Origin of the sequence: Aeromonas sp. 2MA4 (assembly GCF_029237305.1) — a bacterium.
Lineage (GTDB): Bacteria > Pseudomonadota > Gammaproteobacteria > Enterobacterales > Aeromonadaceae > Aeromonas > Aeromonas salmonicida.
In genome coordinates this window covers 105106-118641 of the sequence record NZ_JAACFY010000013.1, presented here as the reverse complement: position 1 = coordinate 118641, position 13536 = coordinate 105106, and the positions used below count along the sequence as shown (strand labels likewise).

General features: G+C 62.5%; 13 protein-coding genes and 1 pseudogene. 11 read left to right on the top strand and 3 right to left on the bottom strand.

The genetic code is table 11. The features are described 5' to 3' along the window. The first annotated feature begins 69 nt into the window (after window positions 1-69). The 4 genes and pseudogenes from GWQ31_RS14315 to GWQ31_RS21735 form a co-directional block, all read left to right on the top strand. On the top strand, window positions 70-576 hold the full coding sequence (locus GWQ31_RS14315; RefSeq protein ID WP_021140117.1) for a metal-dependent hydrolase: 507 nt from the start codon (window positions 70-72) through the stop codon (window positions 574-576). 110 nt (window positions 577-686) lie between these two features. Continuing rightward, entirely contained in the window at window positions 687-2066 is a 1380-nt protein-coding gene (dbpA, locus tag GWQ31_RS14310) for an ATP-dependent RNA helicase DbpA (protein WP_021140116.1), read from the top strand. Window positions 2067-2180: 114 nt separating this feature from the next. Next, entirely contained in the window at window positions 2181-2471 is a 291-nt protein-coding gene (locus tag GWQ31_RS14305) for a YkgJ family cysteine cluster protein (protein ID WP_005315990.1), read from the top strand. A gap of 33 nt (window positions 2472-2504) precedes the next feature. Next, a pseudogene (locus GWQ31_RS21735) lies at window positions 2505-2615 on the top strand (YkgJ family cysteine cluster protein); the annotation flags it as partial. A 21-nt stretch (window positions 2616-2636) separates the two neighbouring features. On the opposite strand, the gene GWQ31_RS14300 reads toward GWQ31_RS21735, so the two are convergent. Next, entirely contained in the window at window positions 2637-3035 is a 399-nt protein-coding gene (locus GWQ31_RS14300) for a hypothetical protein (RefSeq protein ID WP_275908296.1), read from the bottom strand. 272 nt (window positions 3036-3307) lie between these two features. On the opposite strand from GWQ31_RS14300, the gene GWQ31_RS14295 reads away from it, so the two are divergent. After that, entirely contained in the window at window positions 3308-4735 is a 1428-nt protein-coding gene (locus GWQ31_RS14295) for a PepSY domain-containing protein (protein WP_169047313.1), read from the top strand. A gap of 83 nt (window positions 4736-4818) precedes the next feature. Here GWQ31_RS14295 and GWQ31_RS14290 read toward each other — a convergent pair whose 3' ends face one another. Both GWQ31_RS14290 and GWQ31_RS14285 read right to left on the bottom strand, forming a co-directional pair. Continuing rightward, entirely contained in the window at window positions 4819-5037 is a 219-nt protein-coding gene (locus GWQ31_RS14290) for a DUF6500 family protein (RefSeq protein ID WP_005315999.1), read from the bottom strand. Window positions 5038-5146: 109 nt separating this feature from the next. Then, complete coding sequence (locus GWQ31_RS14285; RefSeq protein WP_275909649.1) at window positions 5147-6052, bottom strand: 1,4-dihydroxy-2-naphthoate polyprenyltransferase; 906 nt, start codon at window positions 6050-6052, stop codon at window positions 5147-5149. A 208-nt stretch (window positions 6053-6260) separates the two neighbouring features. Here GWQ31_RS14285 and GWQ31_RS14280 point away from each other — a divergent pair, with 208 nt between their 5' ends. From GWQ31_RS14280 to GWQ31_RS14255, 6 genes are all read left to right on the top strand, one after another. Then, complete coding sequence (locus GWQ31_RS14280; RefSeq protein WP_275909648.1) at window positions 6261-7616, top strand: isochorismate synthase; 1356 nt, start codon at window positions 6261-6263, stop codon at window positions 7614-7616. Window positions 7617-7652: 36 nt separating this feature from the next. Beyond that, window positions 7653-9371, top strand: a complete 1719-nt coding sequence (gene menD / locus GWQ31_RS14275) for a 2-succinyl-5-enolpyruvyl-6-hydroxy-3-cyclohexene-1-carboxylic-acid synthase (RefSeq protein ID WP_275909647.1) — start codon at window positions 7653-7655, stop codon at window positions 9369-9371. After that, window positions 9361-10119, top strand: a complete 759-nt coding sequence (gene menH, locus GWQ31_RS14270) for a 2-succinyl-6-hydroxy-2,4-cyclohexadiene-1-carboxylate synthase (protein ID WP_275909646.1) — start codon at window positions 9361-9363, stop codon at window positions 10117-10119. Before menD ends, menH begins: the two co-directional genes overlap by 11 nt. A 187-nt stretch (window positions 10120-10306) precedes the next feature. Then, entirely contained in the window at window positions 10307-11155 is an 849-nt protein-coding gene (menB, locus tag GWQ31_RS14265) for a 1,4-dihydroxy-2-naphthoyl-CoA synthase (protein ID WP_197667351.1), read from the top strand. Continuing rightward, complete coding sequence (gene menC / locus GWQ31_RS14260) at window positions 11155-12084, top strand: o-succinylbenzoate synthase (RefSeq protein ID WP_275909645.1); 930 nt, start codon at window positions 11155-11157, stop codon at window positions 12082-12084. Before menB ends, menC begins: the two co-directional genes overlap by 1 nt. Before the next feature lie 10 nt (window positions 12085-12094). Next, complete coding sequence (locus GWQ31_RS14255; protein WP_275909644.1) at window positions 12095-13501, top strand: AMP-binding protein; 1407 nt, start codon at window positions 12095-12097, stop codon at window positions 13499-13501. Window positions 13502-13536 lie beyond the last annotated feature (35 nt).

Genomic DNA, 13536 nt, shown 5'->3' with positions numbered 1-13536 from the left:
CCGGTTTTTTGCTGCAATGGCCCGCGACACTGGTAAGATGCGCCGCCATTTCTCCACGCCGTAATCACCATGACCGCCCAAGGGCATCTGCTGTTTTCCGTTACCTGCACCCTGCTCGCCCACAAACTCCAGCTCACGCCAGCCCTGTCGGATGCCAGCCTGTGGCAGACCATACCGGCGGCGCTGGCCAGCGCCCTGCTGCCGGATCTCGACCACCCCAAGTCCGTGCTGGGGCAGCGGCTGCCCTGGATCTCGAAACCGCTCTCACGACTGTTTGGTCATCGCGGCTTCACTCACAGCCTGCTGGCGGTCGCCGCGGCCGTGTGGGGACTGGATCAGAGCCTGGCGCCCGACCTGCTGCCCGCCGGGATCAAGGATGCGCTCATTATCGGCTACCTCAGCCACCTGCTGGGGGACTGGCTCACGCCGGCGGGTATTCCGCTGTTCTGGCCCATCAAACGCCGCTACCGGCTGCCAGGCTGGCCCCTCAAGAGCGGTGGAGCCATCGAAACCGGCTTTTGCACTCTCACCCTGCTGGCGGCCGGCTGGTGGTCAGGCTGGCAGCCGATGGGATGAACAGCGTCAAACCAGCGTTCAAAAATCCGCCACATCCGGTGCCGCATTCTGGTACAATGCGCGCCCTTAGCGCTGTGCGCACCCCGTATTCTCCGAAATAGAGTCCTTTTGTGAACAACACCGAATTTAGCAGCCTCAATCTCTCCCCCGCCCTGCAAGAGAACCTCACCAGCCTGGGTTATCTGCAGATGACCCCGATCCAGGCCCAGAGCCTGCCCCTGGTGCTCGACGGCAAAGACCTGATCGCCAAGGCAAAAACCGGCAGCGGCAAGACAGCGGCCTTCGCCCTCGGCCTGCTCGCCAAGCTCAACGTCAACCGCCTCGAAGTGCAGGCGCTGGTACTCTGTCCGACCCGCGAGCTGGCGGATCAGGTAGCCCAGGAGATACGTCGTCTGGCCCGCGCCCTGCCCAACGTCAAGCTGGTCACCCTGTGCGGCGGTACCCAGACAGCCCCCCAGTCTGCCACCCTGAGCTTTGGTGCCCACATCGCCGTCGGCACCCCGGGTCGCATTCTCAAACACCTGGAGCAGGGCACTCTCGAACTCTCCGGCCTCAAAACGCTGGTGCTGGATGAAGCGGATCGCATGCTGGACATGGGTTTTGGCGAAGAGATCAACCGGGTCATCAGCTATGCACCCGAGCAGCGCCAGACCCTGCTCTTCTCCGCCACCTATCCGGAGGGGATCGCCCAGATGAGCCGCGGTGTGCAGCGCAATCCGGTCGAGGTCAGCGTGGAGTCCCTGCACGAGGGGAGCGCCATCGAACAGAAGCTGTATGAAGTCCCGGCCGGTCAGCGCCTCGACGCTCTCACCTGGCTGCTGAGCCACTATCAACCGGCCTCCTGCGTGGTGTTCTGCAACACCAAGCGGGCCTGCAACGACGTGGCCGATCATCTGGCCGCCAAGGGCTTCTCGGCGCTGGCACTGAACGGCGATCTGGAACAGCGGGAGCGGGATCAGGTGCTGGTGCGCTTTGCCAACGGCAGCGCCACCATTCTGGTGGCCACCGACGTGGCCGCCCGTGGGCTCGACATCAAGGAGCTGGGCGCCGTCATCAACTACGAACTGACCTATGATCCGGAAGTGCACGTGCACCGCATCGGTCGTACCGGTCGTGCCGGCCAGCAGGGTCTGGCTCTGAGCCTCTACCAGCCGAACGAGGCCCAGCGCGTCAACCTCATCGAAGAGTACCAGCAGGCCCCCATGCCGCAGGGCGATCTGGCCGAGATTGGTCGCGAGATCAAGCCGATTGCGCCGCAGATGGTGACCCTTTCCATCGATGCAGGCCGCAAGACCAAGGTGCGCGCCGGTGACATTCTGGGCGCCCTGACCGGTGAAGGCGGCATTGCCGGTGCCGATGTAGGCAAGATCCAGATCTCCGAACAGTACTCCTACGTGGCGGTAAAGCGCAGCGTAGGGAGCGCCGCCCTCAAGCGGTTGCAGGAAGGCAAGATCAAGGGCCGTACCTACCGCGCCCGCAAACTGGGTTAACGACGCAGCCTGGCAGCTCATCTGCCGGGCTCAATCTTGACCACGACTCGGGCGCCTTTGCAGGCGCCTGTTTTTTATCGCACATGTGCCATTCCCATGGCATGGACAACACAGATGAACAGAGAACCCCAAGCCGAAGTCAGCTGCCAGAACTGCGAAGCCTGCTGCTGCCGCCTCGAAGTCATGCTGTTTACCGATACCGGCGTACCGGATCGCTACGTGGACGAGATAGAAGGACAGGTGCCCGTGATGCACCGGCTGGAAGATGGTTGGTGTGCGGCGCTCGATCGCAATACCATGATGTGCCGTATCTACGAAGTTCGCCCGCTTATCTGCCGCGAATTCGAGATGGGCGAGCCCGACTGCGTCGACGAACGGGATAAATGGTTTATCAATCTGAGTTGACCAAGGGATAGCAAGCGGCGCTGGACCGCACTCTCAACGATGTGCCGCTTCTACGAAGTTCGCCCGCTTATCTGCCGCGAATTCGAGATGGGCGAGCCCGACTGCGTCGACGAGCGGGATAAATGGTTTATCAACCTGAGCTAGTCACGATACGAAGGTACTGACCTAGGCCTGTTTCGCGGCCAGCTGCTGCTTAAGCCACTGAAGCGCCTCCTCGGTCTGCCCGAAGTAGCGAACCTCCTGAAATGGCAGGTCGTGGAATATCTGATCCGCCAGGTATTGCTTGAAGCTCCCCGCCAGTACCACAGCCAGAAAGGCGCAGCCGTTGGCGGCGCACCAGCCGAACTGGCGACGAAAACGGACCAACACCTCTGGCCCTGCTGCCTCAAATTCGGTTGCTACCTCGACAATTCCCCAGGGCGCATCACGCAACTGGGCGAACTGCTGGCTGAAGGCTGACTCATAGGCCATGGCCCCCATCAGATTGAAGGGACCACTCGGCTGACAGATCAGCACCTGTCCCTGCCGCTGCATCTTGAAATGACCGTGTGCTTGTAACGTCACGTCCGCCTCCTTCCATGGATTTTCACTGTGCCAGCACAGCCGGATGTTGCAACAAGGTAAGGATTTATCTACAAAAAGTCCATGCTACATCCAGCACCCTGACGCCGACAGCGCCACCTTTTGACTCCCCGATCCTCACGCTGACGCTCTGTATCACTCCCAGAGCAAGCCCATCATGTTCTGTTGCAGTTAACAAAACGTTGCTGTTATCATCCGCGCCGCCACAAACATTCCACCAGCAGAAACGTTGGTCATTAGCGCAAGGATCAGAGATGAAAAACAGGGCCTCGAGCCATTACCAGCGGATCTGGCGCTGGCACTTCTACGCCGGCCTCTTCGTCGCCCCCTTCCTGATCCTGCTCTCACTGACAGGGATCGTTTATCTGTTCAAACCCCAGCTCGACAATTTGCTCTATCCCGAGCTGATGAAGGTGCCCCCCGCCGCCCACATCCTGAGCACCGCTCAACTGCCGGGCAAGCCCCTTGGCGCCGATGCCCTGTGGGCCAAGGCACGGGCCACCATGCCGGACGCCAACCTGAGCAAATACCTGCCACCGGCCGCACCGGACCTGAGCGCCCAGTTTATCGTCACGCAACAAGGCAATGAGCTCACCCTGTTTATGGATCCTGTCAGCGGTACCCTGCTCGGCACCATGGACAACAAGTGGAACTTGCAGGCGGTGGCCCGCGCCCTGCATGCCGACCTGCTGCTCGGCACCACAGGGGATCGGCTGATCGAGCTGGCCGCCGGCTGGGGCATAGTGCTGCTTGTCAGCGGCCTCTATCTCTGGTGGCCGCGCAAGGGCCCGGGTGTCGGCGGTATCCTGTGGCCACGACTGAATCAGCGAGGGCGCCTCTGGTGGCGAGATCTGCACGCCGTGGTCGGCTTCTGGGGCGCGGGCTTCCTGCTGTTGCTGCTGCTGAGCGGCATGACCTGGACCGGATTCTGGGGAGCTCAATTCGCCGACCTCTGGAATCGCTTCCCCGCCGCCATGTGGAATGAGGTTCCCAAATCCGCCCCTCTCGTTCGCAACCTCAACCACTCCCATGAACAGACAGTGCCCTGGGCGGTGGAGACGATGCCGATGCCGAGTTCACAGCCAGCGGCCAAGCGTCATGATCACAGCGCCATGCACCAGGGCGGCGAGCAGGATGACATTGTCATGGCCAGCCACCGCATCCCGCTGCAACAGGTGGTGGAGATCGCACAGGCACGCCAGGTCAGCCCGGGTTACAGCATCACACCACCGGTCGGTGAGAGCGGCGTCTACACCATAGCCCTGTTCGCCGACGATCCGCGCAACGATGCCACCTTGCATATCGATCAGTACAGCGGCAAGGTACTGGCCGACGTGCGCTGGCAGGATTACGGCCCGGTCGCCAAGACGGTGGAAACTGGCGTCATGTTGCACATGGGCAAACTCTACGGCTGGCCCCATCAGCTCGCCATGCTGGTCATCTGTCTGATGGTGCTGCTGAGCTCGGTGAGCGGCCTCTGGATCTGGTGGAGCCGCCGCCCGCAGGGTCGTCTCGCCGCCCCGCCGCTGCCTGCCAAATTGCCCCCCATGCGCGGTGCCATCGCCCTGCTGATCCTGCTCGGTATCGCCTTCCCGCTGGTGGGTGCCTCCATGCTGGTCATCTGGCTGCTGGACAGCCTCTTCTTCTCCCGCCGGGCCCCCAGATTGGCCCAAGCCAGCTGAGTGTCACTCACCCGAACGACGGGGTGACAACGCCATATGCAGGCAGGGCTCCTTCTTGGAGCCCTGCTTGTTTCATCCCTGCCCTACTTGCTCCCCTCGACCAGCTGGAGGATCTTTCTGGCCTTCTCGAAATGGTCGAGTCTGTGAGTCTGGATCCACCAGGTCGCCGCCTCCATCAGCAAGTCGGGGTCATCATTTCTGTTGGCGAAAAACGCATAAAAAGAGAGCCCGACCGTCTCCCCCTTCTGCGCTATTTTCTGGCGGCAAACCTGGATGATTTTCTGTTTGAGTGACTCGCGCATAAGCCGTTCTCCTGTCTGACTGGTGACGTGCCAACAAGTCGCGTCAGCACACAAAAAGGGCTCCCGCATCGGGAGCCCTTTTCACATAAAAAAACAAGCAAGCATCCCATCAGGAGAGCGCCAACCCGATGGAGAGCAGCAGACTGAACAGGAAGGCGCTGATGGCGGTCTTCTTGAGGGCACCGGTCAGCACCTCGCCATCGTAGCTTTCACGCAGGGTGCGCGCAGCATCGGTGAGGGGCTTCATGGCAGGCAGGAAGATCCAGGGCCAGAAACTGGCGGGCTGGGTCAGCAGGAAGGCGATGGTGCTGACCAGCGCCGCCCCCAGCAACAGCCAGTGGTAGGCGATGGCACGGTTGCGACCCAGCCGCACCGCCAGGGTGATCTTGCCGCTGACCGCATCCGTCTCTATATCCCGCACATTGTTGATGTTGAGCACGGCGGTCGCCAGCAGGCCGCAGGCAGTGGCCGGCAGCAGCAGATCCCACGCCAGTGTCTTGGTAAACAGATAGTAGGAGCCGAGTACCCCCAGCAGACCGAAGAAGAGGAACACCGAGATATCCCCGAACCCGCGATAGCCGTAAGGAGTCTTGCCCACCGTGTAGGTGATGGCCGCGACTATGGCTACGCCACCCAGCACCACGAAAGTGAGGATCTGCAGCCACTGATCGCCAAAGGCGCAACCCAGCAGAGAGAGGCCGCTCATCACGGCAGCCAGGGCGGTCAGCCCCATGGCCACGCACATCTGCTTTTGGGTGATGAGACCCGAGACCACGGCACGCTGGGGGCCAATCCGCTCGCCATTGTCCGCACCGGATACCGCATCCCCGTAATCGTTGGCCAGATTGGAGAGGATCTGCAGCAGTATGGCGGTCAGCAGGGAGAGCGCCATTATGGTGCCATCGAAGGCCCCACGACTGGCCGCCAGCCCCGAGCCCAGCAAAATGGAGGAGCACGCGAGCGGCAAGGTTCGCAAACGCGCCGCCAGCAACCAGATAGAGAAGGTATTTGTCATATTGTGATGGCCAAACAATCAGATATTGATCGTGTTAAGGGTTATCGAACTGGATTTCGGTATACTTGGCACCTCGGGAGGTAAGCTCCCCGGGCGATTTACATGGACGAATGGGCAGATAATATATAGGAATAATCGCTCCTTTGGCATAAACCAACGGCATCCTTCTGCAGGATTGACCGTCACTATCGGCTCATAGACGAAATCCATGTTGGCTCAGACCCATATCAAGCAACAACTGGACGCCCTGCGTCACAGCAACGCCAGCGGCTTCGTCCGGCTGCGCGTAGCGATCGAGGTCGGCTCCTTTCTGGGCTGGCTCGCAGCGCAGACTCTCTATCCCCGCATCTATTGGCATGCCAGAGGGCACGACAAGCCCGAGTATGTGGCGCTGGGCTGTATCCGCGAACTGACCCGTCCACAAGACATACAACAGGTCTGCGAGCACGCCAACCAGCCCCACGACGACAGCCCGCGCTACTACGGCGGGCTGGCGTTCGATCCCGCCCAGCCCGGCTGGCAGGGATTCGGCCCCTGCCGTTTCGTGCTGCCCCGCATCGAGCTGGTGCGCCGGGGCGAGAGTGTCAGTCTTTGCCTCAATCTCTGGCTACCGGAGCAGCAAGCAGCGGCCGAGTTCGATGACGAAATGCTGGCCGCCGAAGCAGCGCTTGATGCCCTGCTGCCGGAAGCGCCGCTTTCCCCCTTGCTGCGGCGCGACTGGCAACGCCAGGATTGCCCCGGCCCGGCCCAGTGGCAGACGCTGGTGGAACGGGTCACAGCCCCCGATTTTCAGGCGCACACCCCCAAGGTAGTGCTGTCACGGGAGAGCCGTCTCACCCTGGATGACGCAAGGACCGATGCCACACATGATGCCGGCAATGCCGTCTCCCCCTGGGCCCTGCTGGCACAGTGGGCACAGCATGCCCAGGACTGCTTCCACTTCGGCTTTCAGTTTTCCCCCGAGCAGAGCTTTATCGCCTGCTCCCCCGAGCGGCTCTACCGCAGGGAACAGGATCATCTCTTCACCGAGGCACTGGCAGGCACCATACGCCGCTCCGGCGACGAAGCGACCGATGCGGCCCTGGCCGCGGAGCTGCTGGCCGACAGCAAGAACCGGCTGGAGAACAGGCTGGTGCATGCCGACATCCTCAGTCGACTGGCCCCGCTCACCACGGGTGCCAGCCTGACCGAGCCGCGCATTCTGAAACTGCGGCTGTTGCAACACCTCAAGTGCGACATAGAGGCCGAACTCAAGCCTGGTGTGTGTGACTGGCAACTGCTGGATGCCCTGCACCCCACCCCCGCCGTGGGCGGCGCCCCGCGCGAAGCCGCTCTGGCCTTCATCCGCGAGTTCGAGCCCCATGATCGTGGCTGGTATGCCGGTGCCTGCGGCATGTTGAGCCGGGAGACCTCGGAGTTCTCCGTCGCCATCCGCAGCGCCCGCGTCACGGCGCAGACAATCACACTCTATGCCGGGGCTGGCATAGTGGCGGGATCAGAACCCACCGCCGAGTGGGCCGAACTCGACAACAAGATCGCCAATGTGCTCTCCCTGCTGGGATAGCGTTTTCTCATCGACCCCTCATTCAGCGAGAGCCTCATGTTTGCCAGTCAACATGCCACCTTCAATCACGTCTGGTCTTCCCTCTTGCTGGAAGAGCTCTATCGCCTCGGTGTGCGAGACATAGCGCTGGCCTCGGGCTCACGTTCGGCACCGCTCACCATGGCCGCGGCCGCCCATGCCGGCTTTCGCCGCCACCTCCATTTTGACGAGCGGGGCCTGGGGTTTATGGCGCTGGGGCTGGCCAAGGGCAGCGGTCGACCTGTGGCGGTGATCATGACCTCGGGCACAGCGGTCGCCAACCTTTGGCCCGCCGTGGCAGAGGCGCAACTCACAGGCGTGCCGCTCATCATTCTTTCGGCCGACCGACCACCCGAGCTTATCAACAACGGCGCCAACCAGGCGATCGATCAGCAGGGGATCTTCGGTCGCTACCCCGTCTATCAGCAGAACCTGCCGAGCCCCACCCCGACCATACCCGCGGCCTTCGTGCTGAGCTCGGTGGGTCAGGCGCTGGCCCAGCAGGCTCTGACTCCCGGACCTGTCCATTTCAACTGCATGTACCCCGAGCCCCTCTATCCCGGCGATGAGTACCTGGATTTTTCCGGCTATCTGGCCCCTCTCGGCGACTGGCTGCATTCAGGCGAGCCCTGGAGCCCCTGGCAGCAGAATGAGCAGATCTGTCCCCGCCAGCCCGATTGGGCGGCCTTGCAGGGCAAACGCGGCATCATAGTCGCGGGACGCATTCAGGATCCTGCCCAGGCGCAGGTGGTGGCCGAGCTGGCCGAGCGCCTCGGCTGGCCGCTGCTGGCGGACCTGCAGAGCCAGATCCGCTTCGATGCCCGCAACCTCATCCACATGGATCTCGCCCTGCAAAACAGCTGTTTCGTGGCCGAGCTGGCCCGCGCCGAAGTGTTGCTGCAATTCGGTGCCCGCCTCATCTCCAAGCGGCTCGGCCAGTTCATCAAGCAGCACCCCTGGCAGGATTACTGGCTGGTGGACCCGCAGCCGGCGCGACTCGATCCCGATTACCGGCTGCGCCGCCGTCTGGTGTGCGAGCCCGCCGCCTTCGCCGCAACCCACAAAGTGAGCACTCGCCACCTGCCCTGGCACCGGCTGGCGGAGCGCCAGCAGAACGCCACCCGCCAGATCCGCAGCGCTTGCGATCGCTTCTCCGAGCTCGGTGTCTGTCATCGGCTGGGCAACCTGATTCAAGGCCAGTTGTTTGTCGGCAACAGCATGCCGGCCCGGCTGATGGACATGCTCGGCGAAGCGGGCAAGGGGCCGAGCCGGGTGATGACCAACCGCGGCGCCTCCGGCATCGATGGCCTCATCGCCACCGCCTATGGTTTTGCCCAGTCGAGCGAGCAGCCAACGACCCTGTTGATTGGCGATCTCAGCGCCCTGCACGATCTCAACAGTCTGGCCCTGCTCGGCAAATCGAGCCGGCCGCTGGTGGTGATCCTGCTCAACAACGACGGCGGCAGCATCTTTCGCATGTTGCCGGTGCCCACCGGCGATCGGCTGCTGGAGACCTACTACTGCCTGCCCCACGGCCTGCACTTCGAGCACGCCGCCGCCATGTTCGGCCTCCATTATCGGGCGCCAACCACGCTGGCTGAATTCGAGCAGGCCTACACAGCAGCCCTGAAAAAACCGGCGTTGGAAAAGAAAGTAACCCTGATTGAAATCAAGGTACCGAGCAGCGAAGTCGCCGAGGATCTCAAGGCACTGGGGGCGGCTATTCGTGGCCTCTAACCCCAACGGCCAGGAACAGCCTCTGGTACTGCTGCACGGTCTGCTCGGCGATGGCCGCGACTGGCAGCCAGTGATCGAAGCCTTGCCTGGAATAGCTTGCCACGCGCTGGATCTGCCGGGCCACGGCAGCCATCAAGGGGTGAGTGTGACCGGCTTTGAGCAGGCTCATCAGTGGCTCTGTGATGCGCTAAAGGCACTCGGCATCGAGCAGTACCGACTGGCCGGCTATTCGCTGGGCGGGCGGCTCGCCCTCTATCATGCCAGCCAATCCCCTGCCGGATTGCAGGCCCTGCTGCTGGAAAATTGCCATACCGGCCTGCCGATGGCCGAGCGTGCCGCTCGCATCGAACACGACGAGTACTGGGCCCGGCGCTTCGAGCGCGAACCGCTGACAGAAGTGCTGGCCAACTGGTATCAACAGGGAGTCTTCGCCGACCTCGACGAGGCCGCTCGCGCCCGCCAGATAGCCGGACGCCTTGGCAATCAGGGCCCGGCCGTCGCGACCATGCTGCGCGCCACCTCGCTGGGCCAGCAGCAGGATCTCGCGCCCTGGCTCGTCAGCACCCGGTTGCCGGTGACCTGGATCTCCGGCAGCCGGGATCACAAATTCCATCAACTGGCTTGCCAGTTGGTAAAGCAGGGCTGCAATATCAATCACTTGACCCTGGATGGCGGCCACAATCTGCACGCCAGCCAGCCCGAGCGCTTTGCCTCGTGCCTGCGCGACTGGATTGCGAGTACGCCATAAAACGGCATGACACCCTTTACCCGAGCCGGCGTCGCGGGCTTATCACCAACAAGAAAAAGAGAGTGCACATGATTGAAGCAATGACGAAAGCGGGACTGTATACCCTCGTCCAGCATGACGATATTGCTCAACTCCATTGTTCAACTCTGCTCTACCAGATCAGAAGGAAAAAAACATGATTGAGGCAATGACGGAAGCGGAACTGTACGCACCTGTCGAGTGGCGCGATTGCTCCGCCGGTTACGAGGATATCCTCTATCACAAGTCCGGCGATGGCATTGCCAAGATCACCATCAATCGCCCTCAGGTACGCAACGCCTTCCGCCCCCGCACCGTCAAAGAGATGCTGCAGGCACTGGCCGATGCCCGCTATGACGATCATATCGGCACCATCATACTCACCGGCTTCGGCGAGAAGGCGTTCTGCGCCGGTGGCGATCAGAAGATCCGTGGCGACTACGGTGGATACCAGGACGACGAAGGCACTCACCACCTCAACGTGCTCGACTTCCAGCGTGACATCCGCACCTGCCCGAAACCCGTGGTCGCCATGGTGGCCGGTTACGCCGTCGGTGGCGGCCACGTGCTGCACATGATGTGCGATCTCACCATTGCCGCCGACAACGCCCAGTTCGGCCAGACAGGTCCGAAAGTCGGCTCCTTCGACGGCGGCTGGGGCGCCTCCTACATGGCCCGCATCGTCGGCCAGAAAAAGGCCCGCGAGATCTGGTTCCTGTGTCGCATGTACGATGCCCAGCAAGCGCTCGACATGGGGCTGGTCAACACAGTCGTGCCTTTGGCCGAGCTGGAGCGCGAAACCGTGCGATGGTGCCGCGAGATGCTGCAAAACAGCCCGATGGCGCTGCGCTGCCTGAAAGCGGCCCTCAACGCCGACTGCGATGGCCAGGCCGGCTTGCAGGAGCTGGCGGGGAATGCCACCATGCTGTTCTACATGACCGAAGAGGGTCAGGAAGGGCGTAACGCGTTCAACGAAAAACGTCGTCCCGACTTCTCCAAATACAAGCGGAATCCCTGATGAAACTCGCTCTCTATCGCTACCAATTGCCTTTTACCCAGCCCCTGACCTTTCACGGCAAGGTGGAGGTGGCGCGAGAGGGCCTGCTGGTTCGCATCGACAAGGGCTGGGGGGAAATAGCCCCCCTGCCCGGTTTCTCCAAAGAGACGCTGGCCGAAGCGCAAGCCGAAGCGCTCGCTTGTCTGGAGCAACTGGCTCAGGGACAGCCCATCTCGCCCCTGCTGCCTTCGGTGCAATTTGGGTTCGACTGCGCGCGCCGGATCTGGCCTGAACAGACCGCCACCCTGCCCGCACCCTATCCCCTTATTCAAGGTTCCCCCCAGGAGCTGCTCAAACACTGGAAGGACTGGCTGCACCAGACCCCCAGCAAGGCCAAGCTGAAAGTGGCCCGTTACCCCATGCGCGACGAGCTGGCGCTGATCCGCCTGCTGTGCGATCGCATCCCCACTCTCAAGCTGGTGCTGGACGCCAACCAGGGCTGGACCCGTGAGGAGGCCTGGGCCTTCTGTGGTCACCTGGATCCGAACCGGATCGAATATCTGGAAGACCCTTGCGCCAACTTTGACGACATCGCCTTCGTGGCGAACCGCACCGGCATGCCGGTGGCCATCGACGAGCTGTTGGCACAAGGCAAACCCTGGGAACCCATCCCGCAGCTGAGAGCCCTGGTGCTCAAGCCCATGCTGCTCGGTTCTCTGGCCAACAGCGAAGCCCTGGTGGCCCGTGCCCGCGAGCTGCGCCTGAAAGTGATCGTCTCCTCCTGTTTCGAGTCCGGTGTCGGCCTCGGCCAGCTTGCCCGTCTCGCGGGTGAATGGGCGCCGGATCAGGCACCGGGCCTGGACACCAAACGCTGGCTGGCAAGCGACCTGCTGGATACCCAGGGCAAACCCGACCTGAGTCTGCTGGAGCCCCTGTTTCATCGTGACTGAAGGGGCCTGCATGCTGCCGACATCTGACCATCACTCCCATTTAGAGCCATGCCCGGTGCGCCACTGGGCACAAGCCGCGCCCCACCGGATCGCCATCCACACAGCAAGCCCCCTCAACTACCAGCAGCTGGATGCAAGGCTCAACAGCCTGTGCCTGCAACTGGAAGGGGCCGGCTTGAAAAGCGGCGACCGCCTGGCTGCCGTGGTGCGCGGCGCCCTGCCAGACGTCTTGCTGGCCTGGGCCTGCGTGCGCAGCGGCATCATTTTCTGCCCGCTCAACCCCGCCTTTCCACTGACCAGACAGGCCGCACTGGCGCGGCAGCTGGATGTTACTGCCTTCTGGTCGGCCGATGAAATTCCGGTGGGAAGTGGGTGCCCACTGCGGCTGGATTTCAGCACAGAAGTGGCGGCTACCGAGCAACCCTGGCCACTCGCGCCTGCCCAGTTGAACAACATGATCCTCACCTCGGGCTCTAGCGGCGCACCGAAAGCCGTGGTGCATCGTCTCGCCAACCACCTGGCCTCGGCGCGAGGCTCAGCCTCCCTGATCCCGCTGGATGAGGAGTGCGGCTGGTTGCTCTCCCTGCCGCTGTTTCACGTCGGCGGCTACGCCATCCTGTTCCGGGTCTTTCTGGCAGGGGCCAGCCTGGTGCTGGACGATCGCAGTCAGCCCCTCAAGGCGCGCCTCGAATCCCAGCCCATCACTCACCTGTCGCTGGTACCGACCCAGCTCTGGCGGCTGATGGCTGAGGGTTTTGACCCCGCTCGCACCCGCTTGCGCGAGCTGTTGCTCGGTGGCGCCGCCATCCCGCAGCCGCTGGTTGCTCGCCTCGCGGCCATGGGCTTCACCCCCAAGTCGAGTTACGGCCTCTCCGAAATGGCCAGCCAGGTCTGTACCGGCCTGCCGACCACTGCGGGCCTGGTTGGCAAACCGCTGCCGGGGCGCGAAGTCTGCATTCAACAAGGGGAAATTTGCGTACGCGGTGACACCTTGTTTGCCGGTTATTTCCTGGAGGGCGTACTGGAGCGACCGCTCGACGAGGCTGGCTGGTTTCACACCCGCGACAAGGGGCATGTCACCGCCGACGGCGAGCTGGTGGTGGAGGGGCGGATCGACAATCTGTTCATCTCGGGCGGGGAGAATATACAGCCAGAGACCATAGAGCAGCGGCTGGTGGATCACCCTGCCGTGGCCCAGGCACTGGTGGTGCCCATACCGAGTGAGGAGTGGGGGCAAAGACCCGCCGCCTTCATCGACTGGCATGGGGAACCTGTGCCCTATCCGGAGCTGGCCGCCTGGCTCAGGCAGACATTACCCGGCTTTATGGTGCCGGACCTCTGGCAACCCTGGCCGGACATGGGCGGGGCTCTCAAACCACAGCGAAAGCTGTATCAGCAGTCAATCTTCAAGCAATAAACCGCCATACGACAAGATCTGGCACAACAGATCCA